The organism is Alistipes onderdonkii (genome assembly GCF_025145285.1).
GTDB lineage: Bacteria > Bacteroidota > Bacteroidia > Bacteroidales > Rikenellaceae > Alistipes > Alistipes onderdonkii.
On sequence record NZ_CP102251.1, the window covers coordinates 117,692 to 141,498 of the forward strand.

Consider the following 23,807-nt stretch of genomic DNA (forward strand, 5'->3'; position numbering starts at 1 on the left):
GGAAAGAGTTGCGTTACCAAATCGTTACCGCGACTTTTTCCGGACTTGTTTTATTAATCGTTTATTTTTCAGTATGTTGCGTTAAATTATCCGGCACTAAATAACTCTAATTCACGTATTACGAACAAGCAATTTTAGAGTTATGGCAAGAAGCACATTCAAAGTCCTTTTCTATCTGAAAAGGCAAAACGAGAAAAATGGCAAAGTCCCAATTATGGGACGTATCACCATCAATGGGACAATCTCGCAATTCAGTTGCAAATTGTCTGTTTCCCCGAAATTATGGGATACGAAAGCCAATAAAGCTGCCGGGAAAAGCATTGCAGCGCAACGTATCAACGAAAAGCTGGAAAACATCAAGACGAACATCGGCAAACAGTATCAGCATATCTGTGACCGGGATTCGTATATCACTGCGGAAAAAGTGAAGAACGCATGGCAAGGTTTCGGGGATGAATATCGCCTGCTGATGCAAACTTTCGATGAGTATTTACAGGATTTCCGGCAGAAACGTGTCGGTAAAGACCGCGCAGCCTCTACACTTGAAGCTTATACAAGACAACGTAAGCGTCTTGCAAGTTTTCTTCAATACGAATACGGAGTAACGGATATTCCGTTCAAAGAGTTGAAACGTGACTTTATCGAAAAGTACGTAATATACCTTTCGACGGTACGGGGTATGTTGCCCGGCACGATTCCCAATGCCGTTAAGAAACTTCGGCTGATGACTTATACCGCCTTTAAGAACGGCTGGATTCCGATTGACCCGTTCCGCGGATTCCGGGTCATCCCGCAATATCGTGACCGGCGCTTTTTATCGGAAAAGGAGTTGCAAGCCGTTATAAATGCCAGTTTGCCTAATTGTAAAACAAGGGTTGTACGGGATATATTCGTATTCTGTGCGTTCACGGGTTTGAGTTATGCCGATGTGAAGAAACTGACGACGGCGGATATTTATACGGATGACAACAATGAAAGTTGGATTATCGACCACCGGGCCAAGACGGGCACACAATTCCGGGTGAAGTTACTGCCTATCGCTAACGCTCTTATAACCCGATATAGTTGCTTGAGCCTTCCCGGCAGTATCATTTTCCCGGTCAAAGACCGTGATTCGATGAATATGTCGTTACGGCATGTCGCCCGGCACGCCGGATTATCGTTTAACCCCACCATACATGTCGCGAAACATCATACAATCTCTATCTAATTGAAAATTAAACAGTTATTTCTGTTTAATTAATATCAGGTAACGATTTAGAAACGAGCGAATTACAATATTCTGTTTTCTTTTGCCTCTGTCAAAGAACGATTCTTTCAATGCAAATATACACTTTACTTGTGACAAAAGCAATCTTTTTCTACATTTAATCGACTTACAGTCAGCCTTAAAGAGGGTATCTGGTCTCATTCCATCTTCTTCCTCAAAAATAACATAGCAGTCTAAATTGGTTTATGTATGGGATAGGTCTTGTTCATTCGATCCGGTAGACTACTATACATAAAAGTATAAAGGCGAGATACGACAAGGAGATGCCATGCTTTTGTGTAAGGGGAATCTCTCTTAGCTTATCGCAGACCATGTATAGCTAAGTGTTTTGAGAATAAACAGTCTGTAAAAAACGGAAAGACACCGATTATGGGCCGTATCACCATCAATGGAACCCAAGCCGGTTTCAGTTGTAAGAAAGAAGTGTCCCTCGCTTTGTGGGACGTCAAAACCAACCGGGCCAAAGGCAAGTCCGAGGAGGCCCGTACACTCAATCAGGAGCTTGACAATATCAAGGCGCAAATCACCAGGCACTACCAGTACATCTGCGACCACGACAGTTTTGTTACAGCCAAGAAAGTCTATAACCGCTATGTCGGCTTCTCAGAGGAATGCCACACCCTTATGAACCTTTTCAGGGAACAGCTGGAACCGTATAAAAAGAAAATCGGCATAGAGAAAGCCGAAAGCACCTACTGCGGTCTGGTTGCCGATTACAAGAGTCTCCTGCTTTTCATGAAAAGCAAGAAGAATGCAGAGGATATTGTCATCGAAGAACTTGAGAAATCATTCATCGAGGATTACTACAACTGGATGCTCGGTACATGCGCTTTGGCAAACTCCACTGTCTTCGGGCGTGTCAATACCTTGAAGTGGCTGATGTATATCGCGCAGGAAAAAGGCTGGATACGGGTTCATCCGTTCGCATCATTCGAGTGTATGCCCGAATACAAGAGGCGTTCTTTCCTTTCCGAAGAGGAACTGCAAAGGATAATCCATATAGAACCGAGATACAAACGCCAGCGTGCCATGCGCGACATGTTCCTGTTCATGTGCTTCACCGGTCTTTCCTATGTGGACTTGAAAGCCATAACATACGATAATATCCATACCGACTCCGACGGCGGTACATGGCTGATGGGCAACCGTATAAAAACGGGAGTGGCGTATGTCGTAAAATTATTGCCCATTGCTATCGAACTGATTGAAAAATATAGGGGTACGGATGAAAAGAAAGACTCCCCGAATGTGTCTTTCCGGTAGGTGAATACAATGCCATGCGGCTCAGTCTTGGAATCATAGGCAGGAAATGCAACTCCGGGGCGAGGTCACCCCGCACATCGGACGCCACGCATTTGCCGTTCTGGCCATACTCAAGGGGATGCTGCTGGAAACTCTTCAGAAAGTGTTTGGGCATAAGTCCATCACATACGTCCTGCGCATCCATTCACTTGTCCGGCGCAGGCGGGGCAATCTTTTTCTGGAAGTCGCCCATCTGTACGACCAGCGTGCTGACCAGCTTTCTCAACTCCTAATACGCGCTTGTTTCAATAATTGTCAGTTCCATACTAAAATTCTTTTTAAGATTCTGAATATGCGACAAAGTAACGCACATCCTATATCCTTTCCAAACAGATAATATCAGAGTCTTCCGTTGGCGTGCATTGGCGTATCCAACGTTAAAAGAGAAGGTCCTTCACCTGCATCCATGCGGCAACGGAACTTCCATTCCCTTACTTGTTTTCCATAAATTTATAGGATTAATTTCTGGTGCATGATATTAATAGTCATTATTCTGTCTGCTTTTTTTGCTTGCATAATTGCAGCTAACAGTTATCTATTCCAGAACGCATTGTTATGGAAAATGGCAAGCTGTTTTGTTGGTTTATGGATATTGTGTATGATAATTACCGTCTTCGTTTGTCGTAAACTTGAATGCTCTAATTAAAACAGTACGGTTGTCATGCTTTGTGTGTTTTATTATAAATATTATGAATTATTTGGAATTGATATGTAATATAGATAATTTTGCAGTCGGGAAATGGTTTCGGGAGGTTTACGCCTTCCGAATGAAAAGGGAACCCGGTGAAAATCCGGGACAGTACCCGCTGCTGTGAGTCCACAAAAACGGACATCGAACTTTTGCCACTGGTGTAATACCGGGAAGGCACGATGACCGGGACGAGTCAGAAGACCTGCCATGACCGGAATGAGATTTACACCTGCGGGATATACGGGTCGTAATCAAATAAGGAATAGCTCATCGGCCATTCAATATTTGAAGACAGACATATTCCCGTTCGTGTAAGTCCGCACGAACGGGAATTTTTTGTGTTTGTTAATAATATGTTTTACATTAAAATGAGTGACCTATGAAAAGAAAATTACGCTTTCTGGCAGGTGCCTGTCTATTTACCGCAACCGCCTTGTTCTCTGGCTGTAGCTCGGACGATGACTTTTTGATGGACCCGGTTGATTCCGGAACTTCGCAAACCCGTGCTGTGACAAATTCGGACGGTACTTTAACTATCACTTTCGATGATTTCGATCCCGGCATGTTAGCAGGACCTACCTCGGCCGGAGAAAATCTTTATTCGTACCAAGGGTATCCTCAAGTAACCACCATTTACGACAATACTCCGGAAGAATATCTCTTCCTTTCAATGTTTAATACTGTAGGTGGAAGCACAGAGTATTCCAGCGGCGGCATCGCACTTTCCAACTGGAACATCCGCTCCAATCAGTCGGGAAATACCGGAGACTGGTGGTATTCTTATCTAAACCAATGTTCTGTCTATAACACTGCGGTGGAAGCGGAAGGACAGAATAAGGAAGCCGGGCACAGCGGTTCCAATTTCGGTGTCGTTTACGGATATGTGGATGCTTACAATCAGGCATGGATGGCTAAACCAGAATTTTATTTCAATGTTCCCCGGAAATTGGTCGGCCTGTGGATCTGCAACACCTCATACACTTATGGTGTCATTACTTATGGTAATCAGTTCGGTTCTACGGGGGTAGCGACTCCTCTGAAAGAGATGAAAGGGTATTTCCAAGTGAATCTGGAATGTTATGATGCGAATGGCGGTCTGATCCGCACTTACAAACGTCTTTTAGCCGATTATCGTAACGGCCAACAACAGGTTGATCCTATCACGACATGGGATTATTGGGAAATCAATGCCGAAGGGGTGCAAAGTGTGAAATTCAACTTCGAGGGTTCGGATTCGGGAGCATACGGTTTGAATACTCCGGCTTATATCTGTATTGATGATATCACCATACAATAAAAAGAATACAAGGATATCCCTTCTGTCGGGGGTATCCCTGTTATTTTTCTAAAATCCACACATCATGCATCGTTTTCACTATTTTATTATTTCTGCCTGTATGCTGTTCACCTCCTGCAACAAGGATGAAGTCATTACCGAAGAAGTAGGAGGACAACCTATAATAGAACTTGACAGCGAGACCGGTATTTACACGGTCAAGGTCGATCACGAATTGACTATCGCCCCGACATACCAGAATGTTGAAGATGCTCTTTTTGCTTGGACGATAGACGGTACGCTGGTTTCTTCGGGTCCGTCTCTTCAACGTACATGGAATGAATGCGGGGATTTTTATGTCAAACTAAGAGTAGACAATGCGGAAGGCTATGCCGAAGAGGAACTGAAAGTAGAAGTGAAAGAACTCACCCCTCCGGTCATCTCACTGGCACTACCTTCGCAGGGGCTAAAAGTCGTCCGGAATACCGATTACACATTTACTCCCGATATTCAGCATTCGGATGTCGAAGGGTTCAAAATCGAATGGGTACGGGAAGGAAAAATCGTTTCCACCGAGAATACTTATACTTTCAATGAAAAAGAACTCGGTGTTTATACGGTGACAATCAACGCTTCCAATATAGATGGGACAACAACGAAAGACGTAAGCGTAGAGGTCGTGGAAACGATGCCCTACGTTGTCAAATTCCCGACCCCGTCTTACCTGCAAACATCCACGGACAGGTACACTTTTGCCGACCGTCCTGTTTTCCTGCGTCCGTTGTTGGAGTATTTCGACAATCCCCGTTTTGAGTGGAGTGTGGACGGTCAGGTCATGGAAGGAGAAGTGGAACGCATGTTCAAGTTCACGCCGTCCGCACCCGGAGAATACACCGTCTCCTGTACTGTGTCGGAAGACACACCGACGGAAAAAATAAGCAGGAATATCGACAAAGGGAAAACGGCTGTCACTGCCACCGTAAAAGTCGTTTGTGTGGACAAAAAGGAACAAGACGGCTTCCGGGCTTCGGGAAGTTCCAAGCTCTGGAATAAAGTCTATGAATATACCCCAGCTCCCGGCCAATTTATCAACGAGACGAGCACGATAGGCGGTATGACCGGCAACGAAACATCCCCTGAAGCGGCTGTCGCATGGGCAACACAGCGTTTGAAAGACAAACTGCACGTCTCTTTAGGTTCTTTCGGGGGTTATATCATCGTCGGCTTCGACCACAGTATTCCCAATTCGGGTAACCAATATGATTTCTGTGTTCAGGGGAACGCCTTTGACGGCAGTTCCGAACCGGGTATCGTATGGGTCATGCAAGATATAAACGGAAACGGATTGCCGGATGACGAGTGGTACGAACTGAAAGGATCTGAAGCAGGCAAGGAAGAAACAATACAGAATTTTGAAGTGACCTATTACCGTCCGGAAGGCAAAAAAATGGATGTCCAATGGATCAGTTCCGACGGTAGAAACGGCTGGGTAGACTATCTGTCCGCTTATCATACACAAGACTATTATTATCCGGCTTGGATTTCGGAAAACAGTTATACCCTGACAGGCACTTGTCTGGCCGCCCGCAACACCCAAGATTCTCAAACCGGTTATTGGGATAATCAGAGTTATGACTGGGGGTACGTGGATAATTTCGGAAACGACCAGATAGAAGGCGGCAGTACGGTGGATGGAAGCGGACAAAGGAACGGTTTCAAAATTTCCAATGCCATCCATGCCGATGGAACGGAAGCCAATCTGCAATATATTGACTTTATCAAAATACAATGCGGTGTTCTGGCCAAAAGCGGCTGGCTGGGCGAAGTTTCTACGGAGGTATTTTCTTTTGAGGATCTAACCAAATAATAAAAATTACAAGTATGAAAATTTATTTTCTTCCCATGCTCCTATCCTTGTTCTTTTTGGGAGCGTGTGACAAAAACGATGAAATTATACCTGAAGATGCAGATGAAAATTTCATCACATCGGTCGTGATGACCGTGGACGGGAAATCGTACACGGCCGACATTACGGACAATACAGTAACAATAACCGTTCCCTATACGGTATCGCTGAACAACGCCGAAGTGGAATTCAAGTACACAACTTCTGCAACAATCATACCTGATCCTGAAACGGTAACGGACTGGGATAACGAACGAACCTTCCGGGTGACATCCTATAACGGAGATGCCCGCGAATATACCTATAAGGTCGTGAAAAGCGAGATAGAATCTGACGGAGATGTGGAGTTGAAGACCACCGAGGAGGTAGCTTCTTTTGCCGCAACCAAAACAACCGTTGTCAAAGGGAACCTGATTATCGGCTCTGATGCGGAAGAGGCAGAAAAAATCACTGACATATCTGCATTGGCATCTTTGAAAGAGGTTACTGGCAACATTGTCATTCGTAACAGTTACAACGGTGCAGACTTGACAGGGTTGGATAATATCGTTTCTGCCGGAGGTTTACAGGTAGGTTCGACCGATGTCGCCTCGAAAGCTACGGAACTTCACATGATTTCCATGAAAGCATTGGAAACGCTCTCCGGAGACATATCGGTATATAACGACCAAGTGACGTATGTCCTATTCGAGAAACTGGCAACTATTGAAGGAAGCGTGATGTTCAATGCGTCGTCGTTACAGAGTTTTGAGTTTCCGGTTCTGACTACTGTAGGTCAGGATCTGAATCTTCAAGGACTCAATGAAGAGAACACAGCAGCCGGTTCGATTGCGTCTTTGGAAATACCGGAACTGACAAGTGTCGGAGGGGTCTTGTCCGTAAACAATCTTGCCAAGCTGACTTCCATGAGCTTCCTTAAGCTGAAAGAGACCGGTGGCCTTGATTTCCATACCGTCCCCGTGATGTTGGAAACCATCAACCTTCCGGAAATCGAAACAGTAAACGGAAGTATTATTATGGAAGCCAATATGGAAGCTCCTCCTACCGGTAGTTTTGTTCCCCAACGAAATGACGTGCTTCAGGCTTTCGGTGGAATGGACAAACTGACAACGATAAAGGGACAGATAAAGATAAAGAATTTCACGGCACTCAAACAACTTCCCGACTGGAGCAAGATCACCACACTTGGAAGCATCACGCTGGATTATCTTGAAGATGTGAGCGGAACACTGCTGTTGCCGAACGCCCGATTTGAAACCTTCGGAGAAACAGCGCCCCAGATTGAAATTATAAACAAGGTGCAGCTCTCCAAAATTGAAACAGCCGAAGATTTGTCAAATGTAAATTTTGTCATCACCAGTCTCACGAATAATAAGTTCCCTGAAATCACGTTCAAGAATATCAAAGACTTCACTTGTAAGCCAACCACCAACAATATCGATTATACCATATCGACAATTCAACATGTATATGGAAATCTAAATGTGACAGGCCAAATGCGAAGCAATGCCAAATTTCCCGACTTGGAAATCATAGATGGATATGGATATATCCAAATACCCATGTTTGCTTCAATCACAATGCCAGTCTTGAAAGAAGTGGGAGGACAGTTCTATTTATCTGGAAATTTTACCAGTTGTAACTTGCCCTTACTATCCAAAGTTTGTTGTTCAGCTTCTCCTGTATATTATAAAGAGGGAGAGGGTTCGTTAGCAATATCTTTACAAAGTAAATCGCTGGATATTCCGGAATTGCTTCACGTAGGAGGTGAAGGGTTGTTCGTTAATAAAGCAACAGGCATTACTTGTGATAAATTACAGACTATAGATGGTACGCTACAGATAAAAAGTGCGACTTCTCTTTCTCAGGAAACACTTTCCATGGAGAAGTTGGAGACCTTGCATGGGGTTGTTTTTGACGGTTTGACGAAATTTACCGACTACACTTTCTTCGGCAAGTTTATAGAAAACGGAATGATTACGGGGGAAAGTTGGAGCGTGACGAAATGTGGGTATAACCCAACCTTCCAAAATATGAAGGACAAACAATATACGCAGCAGGATTAAACCTTATACCTTAACCAGAGTACCCGTAATGATTCGGGTACTCTTTTTTATCCGAATGACAATGAGCAGAACAATACAACGGATTTGCCTTTTTCTTTTCTGCCTGCCAGTTTTCGGCAGTTGCATGAAATGGGATTACGGAGAGATGGAAGATTTCTCTGTATCGGCCTCTGGTCTTTTCATTACCAACGAGGGGAATTTCCAGTACAGCAATGCCACGCTTTCCTACTACGATCCCGCCACGTGCGAAGTGGAGAATGAAGTGTTTTACCGTGCCAACGGGTTCAAGTTGGGCGATGTGGCCCAGTCTATGGTTATCCGGGACGGTATAGGCTGGATCGTGGTGAACAACTCGCATGTGATTTTCGCCATCGACATCAATACTTTCAAGGAAGTGGGCCGTATCACAGGTTTCACCTCACCCCGGTATATCCATTTTCTGTCGGATGAGAAAGCCTATGTGACGCAGATATGGGACTACCGTATCTTCATCATCAACCCCAAGACATACGAGATTACCGGCTATATCGAATGTCCAGACATGGACATGGAATCGGGTTCCACCGAACAAATGGTACAATACGGCAAGTACGTCTATGTGAACTGCTGGTCGTACCAGAACCGCATCCTGAAAATCGACACGGAGACGGACAAGGTCGTGGACGAACTGACCATCGGCATACAACCTACTTCGCTGGTCATGGACAAATACAACAAGATGTGGACCATCACGGATGGCGGTTACGAGGGCAGCCCATACGGTTACGAGGCACCGTCTCTCTATCGTATAGACGCCGAGACTTTCACCGTAGAGAAACAGTTCAAGTTTAAGCTGGGCGACTGGCCTTCGGAAGTCCAGCTCAACGGTACACGGGATACACTTTACTGGATCAACAACGATATTTGGCGAATGCCGGTGGAAGCCGACCGTGTTCCCGTCCGGCCTTTTCTGGAGTTTCGGGACACCAAATACTACGGCCTTACGGTCAATCCCAACAACGGGGAGGTATATGTGGCCGACGCTATTGATTACCAGCAACAAGGTATCGTGTATCGCTATTCGCCGCAAGGCAAGCTGATCGATGAATTTTACGTGGGAATCATTCCGGGAGCTTTCTGCTGGAAATAACGAGGAAGGAGGACAAAAATGAAAAGACATCTTATTCTATTGTTCGTGGGGGTAAGCCTGCCCTTTCTGCTTGCCGCCCAGCAGAAAAATTCCGTCAGCATTACCAAAAGGGTACTACGTATTCCGGAGGTTACGGTGGTGGGCAAACGACCTATGAAGGATATAGGCGTGCAACGAACCCGTTTCGATTCCATCGCCATGAAAGAGAACATCGCCTTGTCTATGGCCGATGTGCTGACATTCAACTCATCCGTTTTTGTCAAGAACTACGGACGCGCCACGTTATCCACCGTGGCTTTCCGGGGTACCTCTCCCTCGCATACCCAAGTGACGTGGAATGGTATGCGCATTAACAACCCGATGCTGGGCATGACGGATTTTTCCACCATCCCTTCTTACTTTATCGATGATGCCTCGCTGCTGCACGGAACGTCATCGGTAAACGAAACGGGCGGCGGCTTGGGTGGTCTGGTCAGGCTCTCCACTTCTCCGGCCAACCATGAAGGGTTCGGGTTGCAGTACGTGCAGGGAGTGGGGTCGTTCAGCACGTTCGACGAGTTTCTCCGCCTGACCTACGGTGACAAACACTGGCAGTCCTCCACCCGTGTGGTGTATTCCTCTTCCCCCAACGACTACAAATACCGAAACCGGGACAAGAAGGAAAACATCTATGACGAGGACAAGAACATCATCGGTTCCTATTACCCGACGGAACGCAACCGCAGCGGGGCTTATAAGGATCTGCACGTCTTGCAGGAAATTTATTATAACACGGGCGAAGGCGACAAGTTCGGGCTAAACGCCTGGTATATCAATTCCAACCGGGAACTGGCGATGCTCAGCACGGATTACGGGAACGACATGGACTTCGAGAACCGCCAAAGGGAGCAGACGTTTCGCGGCGTCCTCTCGTGGGATCGCGTGCGGGAGAAATGGAAGGTCGGTGTAAAAGGCGGCTATATACACACATGGATGGCCTATGATTACAAGCGGGACAAGGGAAACGGCGAAATGGCTTCGATGACCCGCTCACGCAGTAAGATTAACACGTTCTACGGAAGTGCGGACGGGGATTATGCTCCTTCAGAGAAATGGCTGTTCACGGCCGGTGTTTCCGTACACCAGCATTTGGTGGAAAGCGCGGACAAAAATATCATCTCGCAGGAAGGTAACAAGGCTGTTGTCGGGTATGACAAGGGACGTGTCGAGTTTTCCGGTTCCGTTTCTGCGAAATGGCGGCCTGTCGATCGTTTTGCCGCCTCGCTTGTCCTTCGCGAGGATATGTTCGGTACGGAATGGGCCCCGGTTATCCCGGCTTTCTTCATCGACGGGGTACTGTCGAAAAAAGGCAATATCGTGGCGAAAGCATCCATCTCCCGGAACTACCGTTTTCCCACGCTGAACGACCTCTATTTTCTGCCGGGCGGTAATCCCGACCTGAAAAGCGAGCACGGCTTCACATACGACGTGGGGTTGTCGTTCTCGGTGGGGAAAGAAAATGTATATGCTTTGAGCGGTGGTATCAACTGGTTCGATTCGCACATCGACGACTGGATCATCTGGCTACCCACAACCAAGGGATTCTTCTCCCCCAGAAACCTCAAAAAGGTACATGCTTACGGGGCAGAGACCAACGCCCACCTTGATATAATGCTCGGAAAGGACTGGAAACTGGATATGAACGGAACTTTCTCGTGGACTCCCTCGATCAACGAGAGCGAACCGATGAGTCCGGCAGACCAATCCGTCGGCAAACAGTTGCCATACGTGCCGGAGTTTTCCGCAACGGTGACCGGACGTCTGTCATGGCGGACATGGAGCCTGCTTTACAAATGGTGTTATTACAGCCAGCGTTATACCATGTCGAGTAATGACTATACCCTGACGGGCTATCTGCCCCCTTACTTCATGAATAACGTGACACTGGAAAAACAGCTCTCTTTCCGATGGGCCGATCTGTCGCTAAAGGGCAGCATCAACAACCTGTTCGATGAAGAATACCTTTCCGTATTGTCCCGTCCCATGCCGGGCATCAATTTCGAGATATTCATCGGCATAACACCCAAGTTCGGAAAAAACAAAAATAGTAAACGATAATCTGCATCAATATGAACGCATTAAAGAATTTAAGCCTGATTTTGTTGCTTTCTCTGGCATTTACAGGCTGCCACAACAAAAGCTCAAAAATCAATGATTTCAACCTGCTGCTTTATGCTCCCGAATATGCCTCCGGCTTCGACATCAAAGGGGCGGGCGGGAAGGAAAGTGTACTGATAACCGTCAGGAATCCCTGGCAGGGAGCGGACAGTGTAACCACATGGCTGTTTATCGTCCGCAACGGTGAAGAGGTTCCCGAAGGGTTTGCAGGACAGGTACTCAAAGGAGACGCCAAACGCATCGTGGCGATGTCTTCCACTCATATCGCCATGCTTGACGCAATCGGTGAAGTCCGGTGTATAACCGGCGTTTCGGGAATCGACTACATTTCCAACCCAGACATCCAAGCCCGCCGCGACAGTATTGGCGATGTCGGCTATGAAGGGAACATCAACTACGAGTTGCTGCTCTCGCTCGATCCCGACCTCGTTCTGCTCTATGGGGTGAACGGCGCAAGCGCAATGGAAAGCAAACTCGAAGAACTCGACATACCGTTCATGTATGTCGGCGATTATCTTGAAGAGTCGCCTCTCGGCAAGGCCGAATGGATGGTAGTGCTTTCAGAAGTCACAGGAAAACGTGAGAAGGGTGAAAAAGCCTTTGCCGCAATCCCGGTCAGATACAACGCCTTGAAAAAGAAAGTGGCCGACAGTACCCTCGGCACTCCTTCGGTTATGCTTAATGTTCCCTATGGCGACTCGTGGTTCATGCCTTCAACCCAAAGTTATGTAGCCCGCTTGATTACTGATGCGGGAGGCCGCTATATCTACCAGAAGAACACGGGAAACGCTTCTATCCCCATTGACTTAGAAGAAGCATATCTGCTCGCGTCGGATGCGGACATGTGGCTGAACGTGGGAATGGCGAACTCCCTTGACGACTTGAAGGCATCATGTCCGAAATTCACCGATACCCGATGTTTCAAAAATGGAGAGGTGTATAACAACAACGCCCGTACCAACACAGCCGGGGGTAACGACTATTACGAGTCTGCCGTCGTGAATCCTGACATCGTGCTCCGCGACCTCGTGAAGATATTCCATCCTGAACTGGTGCAGGAAGAGTGTGTGTATTACAAGCAACTGAAATAGATGCGTTCCCGTTCGACTATATTATTCTCCATATTGATTACGCTCACGGTCGGTCTTTTTTTACTGGACTTGGCCGTGGGAGCTGTCAACATTCCGATCCGCGATGTATGGGCAGCACTGACCGGGGGAAATTGTTCCCGTGCCACGGAAAAAATCGTACTCAACATACGCCTCATAAAAGCTATAGTGGCACTGTTGGCCGGGGCTGCCTTATCGGTCAGCGGTCTTCAGATGCAGACCCTCTTCCGTAATCCTCTTGCCGGTCCCTATGTCCTTGGCATCAGTTCCGGTGCAAGTCTCGGTGTGGCACTTGTGGTACTTGCCGGGATCGGTTCATCAATAGGCATTGCCGGAGCAGCGTGGGTGGGTGCGGCTGTCGTGTTGCTCGTGATAACTGCCGTCGGACAGCGAATAAAAGACATCATGGTAATCCTGATTCTGGGCATGATGTTCTCATCGGGCGTAGGTGCTGTCGTGCAGATATTGCAGTACCTCAGCAAAGAGGAATCGCTGAAAGCCTTTGTCATTTGGACGATGGGGGCTTTGGGTGACGTCACCTCCGGACAACTTCTGATTCTTGTTCCATCGGTGTTTGCCGGACTGCTGTTGGCGGTACTGACCATCAAACCGCTTAACCTCCTGCTGTTCGGAGAGGAATATGCCGTAACAATGGGACTGAATATTCGGCGTTCACGCAGCCTGTTGTTTCTCTCGACAACGCTGCTCGCCGGAACGATAACCGCTTTTTGCGGTCCGATAGGTTTCATAGGTCTCGCTATGCCTCATGTCACAAGAATGCTTTTCCAAAATAGCGATCATCATGTCCTTCTGCCCGGAACAATTCTTTCGGGAGCATCGATATTGCTTCTTTGCGACATCATTTCTAAAATATTCACCTTGCCGATCAACGCCATTACAGCTCTATTGGGAATCCCAATCGTCGTATGGGTGGTTTTACGCAACAAATCCATCACCGCATGATAGAATTACAGCATTTTTCCATAGGTTACAAAGAAAACTCGTTGCTCCACGAGGTAAATGCCACGATAAAAAAAGGTCAACTGACAGCCCTTATCGGAAGAAACGGGACAGGAAAATCGACGTTGCTCCGCGCCATAGCCGGTCTGAACCGGTGTTATTCCGGAAAAATCATTCTCGACGGGCACGACATCGCCTGCATGAAAACCGAAGATATGGCAAAAACGCTGGCTGTCGTCACGACCGAGCGCACGCGCATCGCCAACCTGCGGTGCAAGGATGTCGTAGCCATAGGCCGTGCTCCTTATACCAACTGGATAGGTAGGATGCAAGAAACAGATAAGGAGATAGTCATGCAATCGCTCATTTCGGTGGGAATGGAGGCTTATGCAAACCGCACGATGGATAAAATGTCGGATGGCGAATGCCAGCGTGTGATGATTGCTCGTGCATTGGCACAGGATACTCCTATCATTCTCCTTGATGAACCGACTTCCTTTCTTGACATGCCTAATCGCTACGAACTTGTGGCGTTGCTTCGTAGGCTTGTCCACGACGAGAAAAAATGTATCATGTTCTCGACACATGAACTTGACATCGCGTTGTCCATGTGCGATTCGATAGCATTGTTAGATACCCCGAATTTAAGTTGCTTGACCGCGTCTGAAATGCAGAAAAGCGGATACATTGACAGACTTTTCCAAAATGAAAACATCCGTTTCGACTCCTTATGCGGTACAATGATTTTGAAACAATGAGTATATACACTGTAGAAAATTTTACTTCAGACATCACTGTTGAAGGATATATCGCCGAATTCCGTGACGAACCACATTTTCTTGAACTTTGCAAACAATGTACCAATTACGGTAAAAGTTGGGGGTGTCCTCCATTTGATTTTGATACGGAATCGTTTCTCCGACAATACAAGTATGCACATCTTATGGCAACGAAGATAATCCCTGAAGACAAAGATATTCCGATTGAATATACACAAAAACTCATTTTACCGGAACGGATACGAATCGAGAGCGAATTATTGGATATGGAACGGAAATATGGAGGGCGTTCATTTGCCTATATAGGTAAATGTCTTCACTGCTCAGATAACGAGTGTACGCGTAACTGCGGCACACCATGCCGACACCCGGAAAAAGTGCGTCCGTCACTCGAAGCCTTCGGATTTGACATAGCCAAAACGCTTTCTGAACTTTTTAACATCGAACTTCTTTGGGGAAAGGATGGCAAATTACCTGAATATCTTGTTCTCGTAAGCGGATTTTTTCATAATGAATACGAACTTTGCAACATAGCATACTAATGATTCGGACATGAAATAAACAGACAAACTAACCACATTCGGTTCAATCTGTTTTGTGATTTCAAATGAATTATAGTTAGATATGTAAAAAGCGACGCTGGAGCTTGAAATAAGTAACGGTTTATCGGTGTATTCTCCGTTAAACCGTCCTGTTTTCGTTAAACGAAAACACAACTTGCTGTCCCCTAATGGGGACAACATTCTCCAATAGGAATTGTGTATCAGCCCATTGTACGGCTATTCTCCTGTGATTTTCGGGTCATTTCCATCAGGCATTTGCCGGCTGCTCTCCCCATAAAAAGGTGGCTGTCTCTCCTGAATCATGTGACTTACGCCCATAATTCAGGAATAAGGGAGACGTATGTACTGGAAATCTGCCCTTTCCATACCCTATTCTCCATTAATGGATTGTTATTTTTACACTTCTGCAAATGGAGAATGGCAGGTAGCCGTATACACCTTATTGTTTTTCTTCATTGTCTCCATTAATGGATTGTTACTTTTACACATCTACAAAAGGAGAATGGGCTGTGAACCGTATATGCCTTATGGCTTTCCTTCATTGTCTCCATTAACGGATTGCTACTTATACACATCTGCAAATGAAGAATGGGCATGTAACCGTGTATGTCTTATGGTTTCTTTTCCTTGTCTCCATTGATGGATTGCTACTTCTACACATCTGCAAATGAAGAATGAGCATGTAACCGTGTATGCCTTATGGTTTTCCTTCATTGTCTCCTTTGACGGATTGTTACTTCTACACTTCTGCAAATGGAGAATGACAGGTAGCCGTGTATGCCTTATGGTTTTCCCTCATTGTCTCCTTTGATGGATTGCTACTTTTACACTTCTACAAATGGAGAATGGGCAGTGAACCGTATATGCCTTATGGCTTTCCTTCACTGTCTCCTTTGATGGATTGCTACTTTTACACTTCTACAAATGGAGAATGGGCAGTGAATCGTATATGCCTTATGGCTTTCCTTCACTGTCTCCTTTGACGGATTGTTACTTTTACACTTCTACAAATGGAGAATGGGCAGTGAACCGTATATGCTTTATGGCTTTCCTTCACTGTCTCCTTTGACGGATTGTTACTTCTACACTTCTGCAAATGGAGAATGGGCATGTAACCGTGTATGCCTTATGGTTTTCCTTCATTGTCTCCATTAATGGATTGTCACTTCTACACTTCTGCAAATGGAGAACGTGCATGTAGCCGTGTACGCCTTATGGTTTTCCTTCATTGTCTCCATTAATGGATTGTCACTTCTACACTTCTGCAAATGGAGAACGTGCATGTAGCCGTGTACGCCTTATGTTTTTTCTTCCTTGTCTCCATTAACGGATTGATATTTTTACACTTCCACAGACCGATAATTCAAGAATCCGTATCAGGACGGATGCATGCTCCCACACCTGCCCATAAGGATTTGAAAGGGGCGGTGGACAAGGAACGGAATCCCGCCGCTTTTCCACGCCGCTACGGACAGCAGGATTCTGACGTCACTCCTGCATGGGAAGAACCATCCGGATGGAACCATATGTTCGTCCCCACCATCATGTGTATCATGACAATAAACGACTTTGGATGACTATAAGTGACAGGTGGTTCCGTCCTGTCCTCTTCTTTTTTTATTTTGTATTCCGAAACAATGCCAGTTGTGTAATTTAATAATTTAAGATTTTAAGACAATGGATTCAGAAAAGGAAAAGAACCGGCTTTCCGATATCGTTCTCGAGAGGGTCGGACTCACGGGAAACCTTCTGTCAGCTCCCGTTTCCCCATCCCCGGAACCGGCGGTGGATATGCCGGGTCATGAAAGGCAGGTCCGTGCAGGGAAAGTGACAGCCCCGGAAGAATACAAGAGGAGGTTTCTGGTTCCCGCTCCCAAGTCTGTGGAGTGGAAGACCGCGTATATTGACGGGAGGCTGCACCGCCGGATCGCCATGCTGGTCAGGGCCGCCGGTTGCGGCAGCATCTCCGGGTTTATCATCCGGCTGCTGGAGCTCCATATGGAGGAACATAGGGAGGATATCGCCGCCCTGCTCGGTGAGGTCTACCGTCCCTGGGATGAGGACGGGCAGCCGGGAGAACCGGCCCGCCGATAAAATGTTGTCATTATCCAAGAAGATATATCATGACAGGAAAGAACGTAAAAGACCGGATGGGTTCCGGCGGGATGGACGCGGACCGCATCCGTGAGATCATGGGGGAAGCACCTGCCTGTCCCCGGAAGGGACGTGGAACGTCCGGTAACGACATAATGCGTCCCGCAAGGAAAAGCGGCCCCATGCAGCCGTCCGTCTATGGGGAGGAATACCTGCATGGCATTGCGGGCGTGCAGCGCCGGTCACTGCATATTCCTGCCGCCCTGCACCGGAAACTGTCCATCCTGGCGGGAGCCTCGAGAAATGGAACGGTCACGCTGGAGGGGTTCATCAACCACCTTGTATCGCGGCATCTGGAAGAATACAGGGAAACGGTGGAGATGATTCTGGAAGAGTCCCTGCCCGGCCGGTCATAATAGTGTTTAACATTTAATGCAAGAAGTATGATGAAAAAAGAAAAAGAGTTGTTGGTTGCCGTCGCCAGCCAGAAGGGTGGCGTGGGAAAATCCGTCTTTACGGTACTGCTGGCCAGTGTGCTGCATTACCGCAAAGGCCTGCGTGTGGCGGTTGTGGACTGTGACTACCCGCAGCACAGCATCGCCCTGATGCGTGAGAGGGACATGGAGAGTGTCATGAAAAATGACGACCTGAAGGTGAGCCTTTACCGGCAGCACGAGAGAATCCGGAAGCCTGCCTATCCGGTCATCAAAAGCGATCCGGAAAAGGCGGTGGAGGACCTGCATCGTTATATGGACGAAAAGGAGGAAACTTTCGATATCGTGCTTTTCGACCTTCCCGGAACGCTCCGCAGCGAGGGGGTGGTCTATACTGTTGCCGCGATGGACTACATTTTCGTCCCGCTCAAGGCGGACAACATCGTCATGCAGAGTTCCCTGCAGTTTACCAAGGCTCTGGAAGAGGAGCTGGTCGCCAGGAAGAACTGCAACCTGAAAGGGACCTGGCTGTTCTGGAACATGGTGGACAGGAGGGGGCGGAAGAACCTGTATGACGCCTGGAACCGGGTCATCGACAAGATGGGGCTGCGGCTGCTGTCCTCACACATTCCGAACACCCTCCGCTACAACAGGGAGGCGGACCCTGTCTGCAAGGGTGTCTTCCGTTCCACGCTGTTTCCACCCGATCCCCATCAGGAGAAAGGCTCCGGCCTTCCTGAACTGGTGGAGGAGATATGCCGTACCATCGGCCTGGAGGAACCCGATACCGACCGGTAGCGGATGTCAGGGTATAGACACCTTAAATAAGGACTTTTAGCCTAAGATAAAGTAAGCTAATGGCGTGATAATAAGGATCTTATAATTACGATATCTCCTGTAAAAGCATTACCTTAGTAGTGTAATAATAAAGGAGGTAATAAATTATGAACGAGCAAATCAGAAGCATTTTAGCACAAGAAACGACAAAGACGAGCAAGATCCGGCAACTGTATCTTCTGGGTGTTCCCCGTGCGGAAATCGCACGAATGGTGACCAACGGAAACTACGGCTTTGTAGTGAACGCCCTGCGCCGTATGAGTGAATGTGAGTGCGGTCCGAACATCCAACCGTTGGCAGCCGCACCGGATTACACTTTCAACCGCAAGTTCGGTATCGAGATCGAGGCTTACAACTGTTCCCGCGAACGGCTCGCACGCGAGCTCAGGGAGTCCGGTATCGAGGTTGTGGTGGAAGGTTACAACCATACCACCCGTCCGCATTGGAAACTCGTGACAGACAGTAGTCTGAACGGGAATGACACCTTCGAGCTGGTCAGTCCGATCCTTGTCGGCGAAGCCGGGTTACGTGAACTGGAGAAGGTCTGCTGGGTGCTTGAGCTGTGTGATGTGAAGGTGAACGGGAGCTGCGGGCTTCACGTGCATATCGATGCCGCCGGTTTCAGCATGGAGACCTGGCGCAACCTGGCCCTGAGCTACAAACACCTGGAACCGGTCATCGACAGGTTCATGCCTGCATCCCGCAGGGACAACTACTATTGCCGTGGGCTGGGCCATGTCTCTGACGGGATGATACGTTCCGCCCGGACGGTGGACGAGCTGAAAGGAAGGATCGGTGACCGTTACCACAAGGTGAACCTTGAGGCCTACTCACGGCACAAGACGGTCGAGTTCCGGCAGCATTCGGGAACGACCAGCTTCACAAAAATGCGAAATTGGGTGCTGTTTCTCCACAAATTGGTTACCTTTGCCACAAGGGGACAGGTGCCTGCGGGCACCGCGCTCCAGGACATCCCCTTCCTGGATGGTGAACAGAAACTATATTATAAACTGAGAACTAAAAAATTATCGGCATGAACAGGCATATGTATATTTTGGCGGATGGCGGCAGGATTGCCGCCTCCGGCCCTTCCGAGTTTGTACGCCTCCTGCGTGAGGGCAGCTGGTTTGACAGCGGGTGCACCGATAAGGAGTACATGATGAATTTCTCCGGGCGGTACAGGGAACTGCACGGGGTGACGGTGAGGACCGACACGCCGGAGCATTTCATGGACGACCTGAAAAAGTACGGTTACATCAAGGGTTGAGAGGCCCGTTCCTTTATTGTTACGTTCCCTGCCGGTTCATTCATCTCCGGTGGGGATTTTTTTCTTTTTTCACGGTATCTGATCTCCGCCGTATCCTGTTTTCCGGAGGCTGGTTTCACGACCTCCTTCCTCAATCATTTTTTTCTCTTTTCATACTGCTATCAACGGATTGTCGTACTTTTACACACAATCCCGGCAATATCGGGAAGAATCCCGGGCTCTCGCCGGACTGCCATTTGTCATATCTTTTGCCGGCATTGACTATTTATGTCTATATATGACTATAACTGACAAGGTATTCCCTCATACATTTACTCTTTTTTTCTTTGCGGCGTAGGACGACAATCCGCCACCGGGAACGTCCGCCTGACCAAACACCCGGTTATCACATGGAATTAATGTATAAATCAGAAGTTATGGTTATGGACAGCATTGAAAGGACCCCCCAAATCCGTATCATATCGACGGGAAGAAGATGCCGGATATACGTTGCTGCTAAAGGTTCATATTTGAACCGCATTTCCGGGAACCGGAAAGAGGTGGCGCCCACAAGGACTTTTCATCACCGGTCGGAAAGTAAAAAGGCGATAACGGAGAAACGGTAAAAAATATATTGAACTCCTTCTTCAAACAGCTCCGGAGGGGGAGTCGGAAACCACGACACCCAGCCGGAAGTGCCTTTGGAAAGTATTTTGAACTGTATTTCAATAATTTGAGTTTCTGACAGGAAGCTATTTAAAATGGAAAGAAAAATGGACTATAATAAGAAAACTGAATATGGTTAACGATAATTAGTATATTTATGCAGTTGTCGTGCATGGAAAGCTCGTCGGGGCTGACTGCTCAGCCCCTATTCTTATGGATTACGCAAGCGAATTTTGATAATTTCTCGAAAAAAAAGCATCCGCCCTAATTACAGCGAACATAATCGTAACTAATTTCGCTCTAACTGCATTCAGAACCGACATCTTATTTTTTCCCTCTTCGACCTTTCTGTCATAATATTTCTTCAATGGACTATTTTTCACTTGTGAAACAGATAGTGCCGCCATATGTAGCAAATGCTTGATGCTTTTGTCAGCCCTATTAGATACTCTATTTTTAGAACGTTGGCTACTTCCTGACACATAGACGAACGGAACAACTCCTGCATGACAGCAAAACTTCCTGGGATCAGTAAAAGAAGTGAAAGCATCTGTTTCCATGATCATCTTCAGTGCAACACGTTCCCCAACTCCATCCACAGACATGAGTAAATCCATTTGATGAGCAATGACAGGTGCTTGATTTATAAGTTCTTTTATTTCAAGGTCTATTTGTGCTATGTAATCCGTAAATGTATTGATAATCCCTTCAACTCTATTGCATTTAGCAATATATATTGAGTGTTCCATATAGTCTACCTGATCTTTTAGCTGGGATTGATATTTAGCCCTATCTGCAACAAGCATACTGCGTTCTGTTGATAAGTTTTTGAGTTTTTGTATTATAAGCTCTGATGCGGTATACGGTTGTAGGCAATCATTATATCTTTCTGCATACATTGCTATTCGGCAGGCATCTATTTTATCATTTTTGCCACGAGGTATTCCATGACAATATTTTATTTTAGCTGCATCTTCCAAACATAAGTAGACTCCTATACTTTTTGTTGCACAGACCAAAGGATAGGTATATTGCCCTGTATGTTCCGCACAGACAACCAAACTGTCCTCAGAGAGGAAAAATTTCTCAAACGTTCTTGTTAACCAAGATTTAATAGAGGATAGATCATTAGGAATAACATCATAAAGGATGTCCTTACCGTTACTCCTTAAACATAAATCCAATTTTTTCTTACTCACATCAACTCCTAAATAAAAAACTTTCATACTTTTGTTTTTGAACATTAAACAAAAAAGAAAGGACCTGAACTTGACCTAATAATCTTAAACAGGTTTACTGAAATTCTTATATGGGTTTGAGTTCAAGGAAGGAGCAAAAGGACCGAATAGGGACTTAGACTTGACTTCTATTGCCGCTGATGGTTTTCCTTTTGCTTTCCTTTCAATATCAATTCAAAGATAAATATTTTGATGCTGCAAATCTAAGGTTGCCGCATGGCGTTCCCTCCGCAGATGAGTATTTACGGTTTCTCGGACTTGAACCCATCGACATACGGTTTTCCTTGCGTGACCACAGCGAAGGCTTGCCTTATAAGTTTGTTGGCGACAGCAACGACCGCCACCTTGCCTGGCTTGCCGTTAGACCGCAAACGGTCGAAACAAGCCTTGCACTCGGCATTACACCTGAGTGACGAGAAAGCCGCCACATAGAGCTGGCTTCTGAGGTTTGAATCCCCGTTCTGGTTGATGTGACCTTTGACATTGACTGACGTACCGAACTGTTGGTAAATAGGTGACAGGCCCAGATAACGGGTCAGTTGCTTGGCATTATCAAAATAGGTGAACCCGCCTGTGGCCACGATAAGCGCGGCTGCCAGTGTAACACCGATGCCTTTGATGGAGGTGAGCAAGTCCATCTGTTTCCTGTACTCGCCTTACGCCAAGGAAGTGATATTCTCTTCCATTGCCTTGATTTGCTTCTCGAGGAAAGCAATCGTCTTTTCGATGGTTTTCTTGCATTCAGGGTCAAAAGAAGAAAGAACTCCATCGAGCCTTTAAGGTTGCGTGTTGCCACAAGTTGCTTCTTTAGCTGGCGTAGTACCGTTCGTTTCTGCTTCAGTACGAGGATTGAGTCACTGCGGAGCTTATAAGGATCCGGCTGCATCCTCTCCCCGTACAGGGCTATCAGACGGGCATCTATCTCGTCCGTCTTGGTGACGGAGAGCATGGCACGGGCGAAGTTCTTTATCTTCAGCGGATTCTCAAGGCTGACGGTTATCCCTGCTTCGGAAAGCAGATAGACGAGCAACGCACTGTAATTGCCTGTGGCTTCTAATACTCAATGGTGCTCTGCTACTGAAATGGTTTGGATGAACTCATGGACACCCTTAACCGTGGTTCTTGAATGTTTTTGTCCTGCCGGTCTTGGCGGACGAATAAGCGACAACAAAGGTCGCCTTGCTGACATCGATTCCAACGTAGGTCATAGTCTGAAACTTTAATTAAACAACATCACTACATCGTGAGCCATCATTACGAATGCGGGGGCTCAAAAGCCCATTGAACTATCCGGTTTCTGATGTAAGAGTGTGGGGGCTAAACATTTTTCACGGTCTTTACGACTAATGGAAATTGAAAGTTCATTAAAAACGAAATGGCAAAGAATTAAATGTAAAATCAACGCTCTCTTAGGTTTCTATAGAAAAACTATCCATATTATATATCTATAAACATTTATAATTAGACATATGATATACGGATACATTAGAGTAAGCAGTGATAAGCAGACAGTAGAAAACCAACGTTTTGAAATCAAGAATTTCTGCGACAATCAAAACATAAAAATTGATGGTTGGATAGAGGAAACCATTAGTGGAACAAAAGCCTATAACAAACGTGAACTCGGAAAATTGCTCAATAAGGTACAGAAAGATGATTTGATTATCTGCGCTGAATTGTCCAGATTGGGTCGTAATCTCTTTATGATAATGGAAATTCTGAATATTTGCATGAGCAAGGAATGTAGGGTTTGGACTATCAAAGACAACTATAAGTTAGGAGAGGACATTCAAAGTAAAGTGTTGGCTTTTGCTTTTGGACTGTCAGCAGAGATTGAACGTAACCTTATTAGCCAACGAACAAAAGAAGCCTTAGCACGAAAGAAAATAGAAGGGGTAATATTAGGACGTCCTAAAGGGAAAAAAAGTGCTCCAGAGAAGTACAAACTCCACGATAAGAGGATTCTCATACAAGAACTATTGAAAGCTGAAGTTTCACAACGCAAAATCGCTAAAATTTGTAAAGTGGATAGAAATACGCTCGCTCGATTTATTAAGACTTTTATGGTAGAAGCATAAGGAGCG

At 46.4% G+C, this 23,807-nt stretch carries 19 protein-coding genes, 1 pseudogene and 1 riboswitch; of the genes and pseudogenes, 18 read left to right on the plus strand and 2 right to left on the minus strand.

Going from position 1 to position 23,807, the window contains the following annotated elements; all coding sequences use genetic code 11:
• Positions 1-142 precede the first annotated feature (142 nt).
• From NQ559_RS00535 to NQ559_RS00610, 17 genes are all read left to right on the plus strand, one after another.
• Positions 143-1,210 (plus strand): site-specific integrase, encoded by a 1,068-nt coding sequence (locus NQ559_RS00535; RefSeq protein WP_026318287.1) that lies wholly within the window; start codon positions 143-145, stop codon positions 1,208-1,210.
• A 429-nt stretch (positions 1,211-1,639) separates the two neighbouring features.
• On the plus strand, positions 1,640-2,533 hold the full coding sequence (locus NQ559_RS00540; RefSeq protein WP_004289225.1) for a phage integrase SAM-like domain-containing protein: 894 nt from the start codon (positions 1,640-1,642) through the stop codon (positions 2,531-2,533).
• Positions 2,534-2,579: 46 nt separating this feature from the next.
• The gene (locus NQ559_RS15995; protein WP_004289226.1) at positions 2,580-2,909 is read left to right on the plus strand and encodes a site-specific integrase; all 330 of its coding nucleotides are present in this window, start codon (positions 2,580-2,582) and stop codon (positions 2,907-2,909) included.
• Positions 2,910-3,295: 386 nt separating this feature from the next.
• A riboswitch (cobalamin riboswitch) is annotated at positions 3,296-3,487 on the plus strand.
• A 155-nt stretch (positions 3,488-3,642) separates the two neighbouring features.
• On the plus strand, positions 3,643-4,560 hold the full coding sequence (locus NQ559_RS00545) for a DUF4465 domain-containing protein (RefSeq protein WP_004289228.1): 918 nt from the start codon (positions 3,643-3,645) through the stop codon (positions 4,558-4,560).
• A gap of 64 nt (positions 4,561-4,624) precedes the next feature.
• Positions 4,625-6,406 (plus strand): PKD-like domain-containing protein, encoded by a 1,782-nt coding sequence (locus NQ559_RS00550; RefSeq protein ID WP_004293827.1) that lies wholly within the window; start codon positions 4,625-4,627, stop codon positions 6,404-6,406.
• A 14-nt stretch (positions 6,407-6,420) separates the two neighbouring features.
• Entirely contained in the window at positions 6,421-8,511 is a 2,091-nt protein-coding gene (locus NQ559_RS00555; protein ID WP_007567602.1) for an SGBP N-terminal domain-containing protein, read from the plus strand.
• Positions 8,512-8,539: 28 nt separating this feature from the next.
• Positions 8,540-9,640, plus strand: coding sequence for a YncE family protein (locus tag NQ559_RS00560; protein WP_004293828.1), 1,101 nt, complete (start codon positions 8,540-8,542; stop codon positions 9,638-9,640).
• A gap of 18 nt (positions 9,641-9,658) precedes the next feature.
• Positions 9,659-11,737: a TonB-dependent receptor plug domain-containing protein gene (locus tag NQ559_RS00565; RefSeq protein WP_004311295.1), complete on the plus strand. Its 2,079-nt coding sequence runs from the start codon at positions 9,659-9,661 to the stop codon at positions 11,735-11,737.
• A gap of 11 nt (positions 11,738-11,748) precedes the next feature.
• Complete coding sequence (locus NQ559_RS00570) at positions 11,749-12,888, plus strand: ABC transporter substrate-binding protein (protein WP_004289233.1); 1,140 nt, start codon at positions 11,749-11,751, stop codon at positions 12,886-12,888.
• Entirely contained in the window at positions 12,889-13,869 is a 981-nt protein-coding gene (locus NQ559_RS00575) for a FecCD family ABC transporter permease (protein ID WP_004311292.1), read from the plus strand.
• A complete protein-coding gene (locus tag NQ559_RS00580; protein WP_004289235.1) occupies positions 13,866-14,624 on the plus strand; it encodes an ABC transporter ATP-binding protein in 759 nt (252 codons plus the stop codon). The genes NQ559_RS00575 and NQ559_RS00580 overlap by 4 nt, the downstream gene beginning before the upstream one ends.
• A complete protein-coding gene (locus NQ559_RS00585; RefSeq protein WP_004289236.1) occupies positions 14,621-15,187 on the plus strand; it encodes a DUF2284 domain-containing protein in 567 nt (188 codons plus the stop codon). Before NQ559_RS00580 ends, NQ559_RS00585 begins: the two co-directional genes overlap by 4 nt.
• Before the next feature lie 1,698 nt (positions 15,188-16,885).
• Entirely contained in the window at positions 16,886-17,302 is a 417-nt protein-coding gene (locus NQ559_RS00590; protein WP_004329593.1) for a DUF3408 domain-containing protein, read from the plus strand.
• Between the two features lie 29 nt (positions 17,303-17,331).
• On the plus strand, positions 17,332-17,718 hold the full coding sequence (locus NQ559_RS00595; protein ID WP_018695434.1) for a DUF3408 domain-containing protein: 387 nt from the start codon (positions 17,332-17,334) through the stop codon (positions 17,716-17,718).
• A gap of 27 nt (positions 17,719-17,745) precedes the next feature.
• Positions 17,746-18,534: a ParA family protein gene (locus tag NQ559_RS00600; protein ID WP_026318286.1), complete on the plus strand. Its 789-nt coding sequence runs from the start codon at positions 17,746-17,748 to the stop codon at positions 18,532-18,534.
• 146 nt (positions 18,535-18,680) lie between these two features.
• A complete protein-coding gene (locus tag NQ559_RS00605) occupies positions 18,681-19,610 on the plus strand; it encodes an amidoligase family protein (protein WP_004329590.1) in 930 nt (309 codons plus the stop codon).
• Entirely contained in the window at positions 19,607-19,840 is a 234-nt protein-coding gene (locus NQ559_RS00610) for a hypothetical protein (protein WP_004329589.1), read from the plus strand. The genes NQ559_RS00605 and NQ559_RS00610 overlap by 4 nt, the downstream gene beginning before the upstream one ends.
• 863 nt (positions 19,841-20,703) lie before the next feature.
• Here NQ559_RS00610 and NQ559_RS00615 read toward each other — a convergent pair.
• On the minus strand, positions 20,704-21,711 hold the full coding sequence (locus NQ559_RS00615; RefSeq protein ID WP_022459586.1) for an IS110 family RNA-guided transposase: 1,008 nt from the start codon (positions 21,709-21,711) through the stop codon (positions 20,704-20,706).
• A 254-nt stretch (positions 21,712-21,965) separates the two neighbouring features.
• Positions 21,966-22,931, minus strand: a pseudogene (locus NQ559_RS00620) (IS110 family RNA-guided transposase).
• A gap of 261 nt (positions 22,932-23,192) precedes the next feature.
• On the opposite strand from NQ559_RS00620, the gene NQ559_RS00625 reads away from it, so the two are divergent.
• On the plus strand, positions 23,193-23,801 hold the full coding sequence (locus NQ559_RS00625) for a master DNA invertase Mpi family serine-type recombinase (protein WP_005680425.1): 609 nt from the start codon (positions 23,193-23,195) through the stop codon (positions 23,799-23,801).
• The last annotated feature ends 6 nt before the right edge of the window (positions 23,802-23,807 follow it).

Excerpts from the sequence above, each read along its gene's own strand:
- NQ559_RS00535 (WP_026318287.1), top strand. The coding sequence starts at position 143 with ATGGCAAGAAGCACATTCAAAGTCCTTTTCTATCTGAAAAGGCAAAAC.
- NQ559_RS00540 (WP_004289225.1), top strand. The coding sequence starts at position 1,640 with ATGGGCCGTATCACCATCAATGGAACCCAAGCCGGTTTCAGTTGTAAG.
- NQ559_RS15995 (WP_004289226.1), top strand. The coding sequence starts at position 2,580 with ATGCAACTCCGGGGCGAGGTCACCCCGCACATCGGACGCCACGCATTT.
- NQ559_RS00545 (WP_004289228.1), top strand. The coding sequence starts at position 3,643 with ATGAAAAGAAAATTACGCTTTCTGGCAGGTGCCTGTCTATTTACCGCA.
- NQ559_RS00550 (WP_004293827.1), top strand. The coding sequence starts at position 4,625 with ATGCATCGTTTTCACTATTTTATTATTTCTGCCTGTATGCTGTTCACC.
- NQ559_RS00555 (WP_007567602.1), top strand. The coding sequence starts at position 6,421 with ATGAAAATTTATTTTCTTCCCATGCTCCTATCCTTGTTCTTTTTGGGA.
- NQ559_RS00560 (WP_004293828.1), top strand. The coding sequence starts at position 8,540 with ATGATTCGGGTACTCTTTTTTATCCGAATGACAATGAGCAGAACAATA.
- NQ559_RS00565 (WP_004311295.1), top strand. The coding sequence starts at position 9,659 with ATGAAAAGACATCTTATTCTATTGTTCGTGGGGGTAAGCCTGCCCTTT.
- NQ559_RS00570 (WP_004289233.1), top strand. The coding sequence starts at position 11,749 with ATGAACGCATTAAAGAATTTAAGCCTGATTTTGTTGCTTTCTCTGGCA.
- NQ559_RS00575 (WP_004311292.1), top strand. The coding sequence starts at position 12,889 with ATGCGTTCCCGTTCGACTATATTATTCTCCATATTGATTACGCTCACG.
- NQ559_RS00580 (WP_004289235.1), top strand. The coding sequence starts at position 13,866 with ATGATAGAATTACAGCATTTTTCCATAGGTTACAAAGAAAACTCGTTG.
- NQ559_RS00585 (WP_004289236.1), top strand. The coding sequence starts at position 14,621 with ATGAGTATATACACTGTAGAAAATTTTACTTCAGACATCACTGTTGAA.
- NQ559_RS00590 (WP_004329593.1), top strand. The coding sequence starts at position 16,886 with ATGGATTCAGAAAAGGAAAAGAACCGGCTTTCCGATATCGTTCTCGAG.
- NQ559_RS00595 (WP_018695434.1), top strand. The coding sequence starts at position 17,332 with ATGACAGGAAAGAACGTAAAAGACCGGATGGGTTCCGGCGGGATGGAC.
- NQ559_RS00600 (WP_026318286.1), top strand. The coding sequence starts at position 17,746 with ATGATGAAAAAAGAAAAAGAGTTGTTGGTTGCCGTCGCCAGCCAGAAG.
- NQ559_RS00605 (WP_004329590.1), top strand. The coding sequence starts at position 18,681 with ATGAACGAGCAAATCAGAAGCATTTTAGCACAAGAAACGACAAAGACG.
- NQ559_RS00610 (WP_004329589.1), top strand. The coding sequence starts at position 19,607 with ATGAACAGGCATATGTATATTTTGGCGGATGGCGGCAGGATTGCCGCC.
- NQ559_RS00615 (WP_022459586.1), bottom strand. The coding sequence starts at position 21,711 with ATGAAAGTTTTTTATTTAGGAGTTGATGTGAGTAAGAAAAAATTGGAT.
- NQ559_RS00625 (WP_005680425.1), top strand. The coding sequence starts at position 23,193 with ATGATATACGGATACATTAGAGTAAGCAGTGATAAGCAGACAGTAGAA.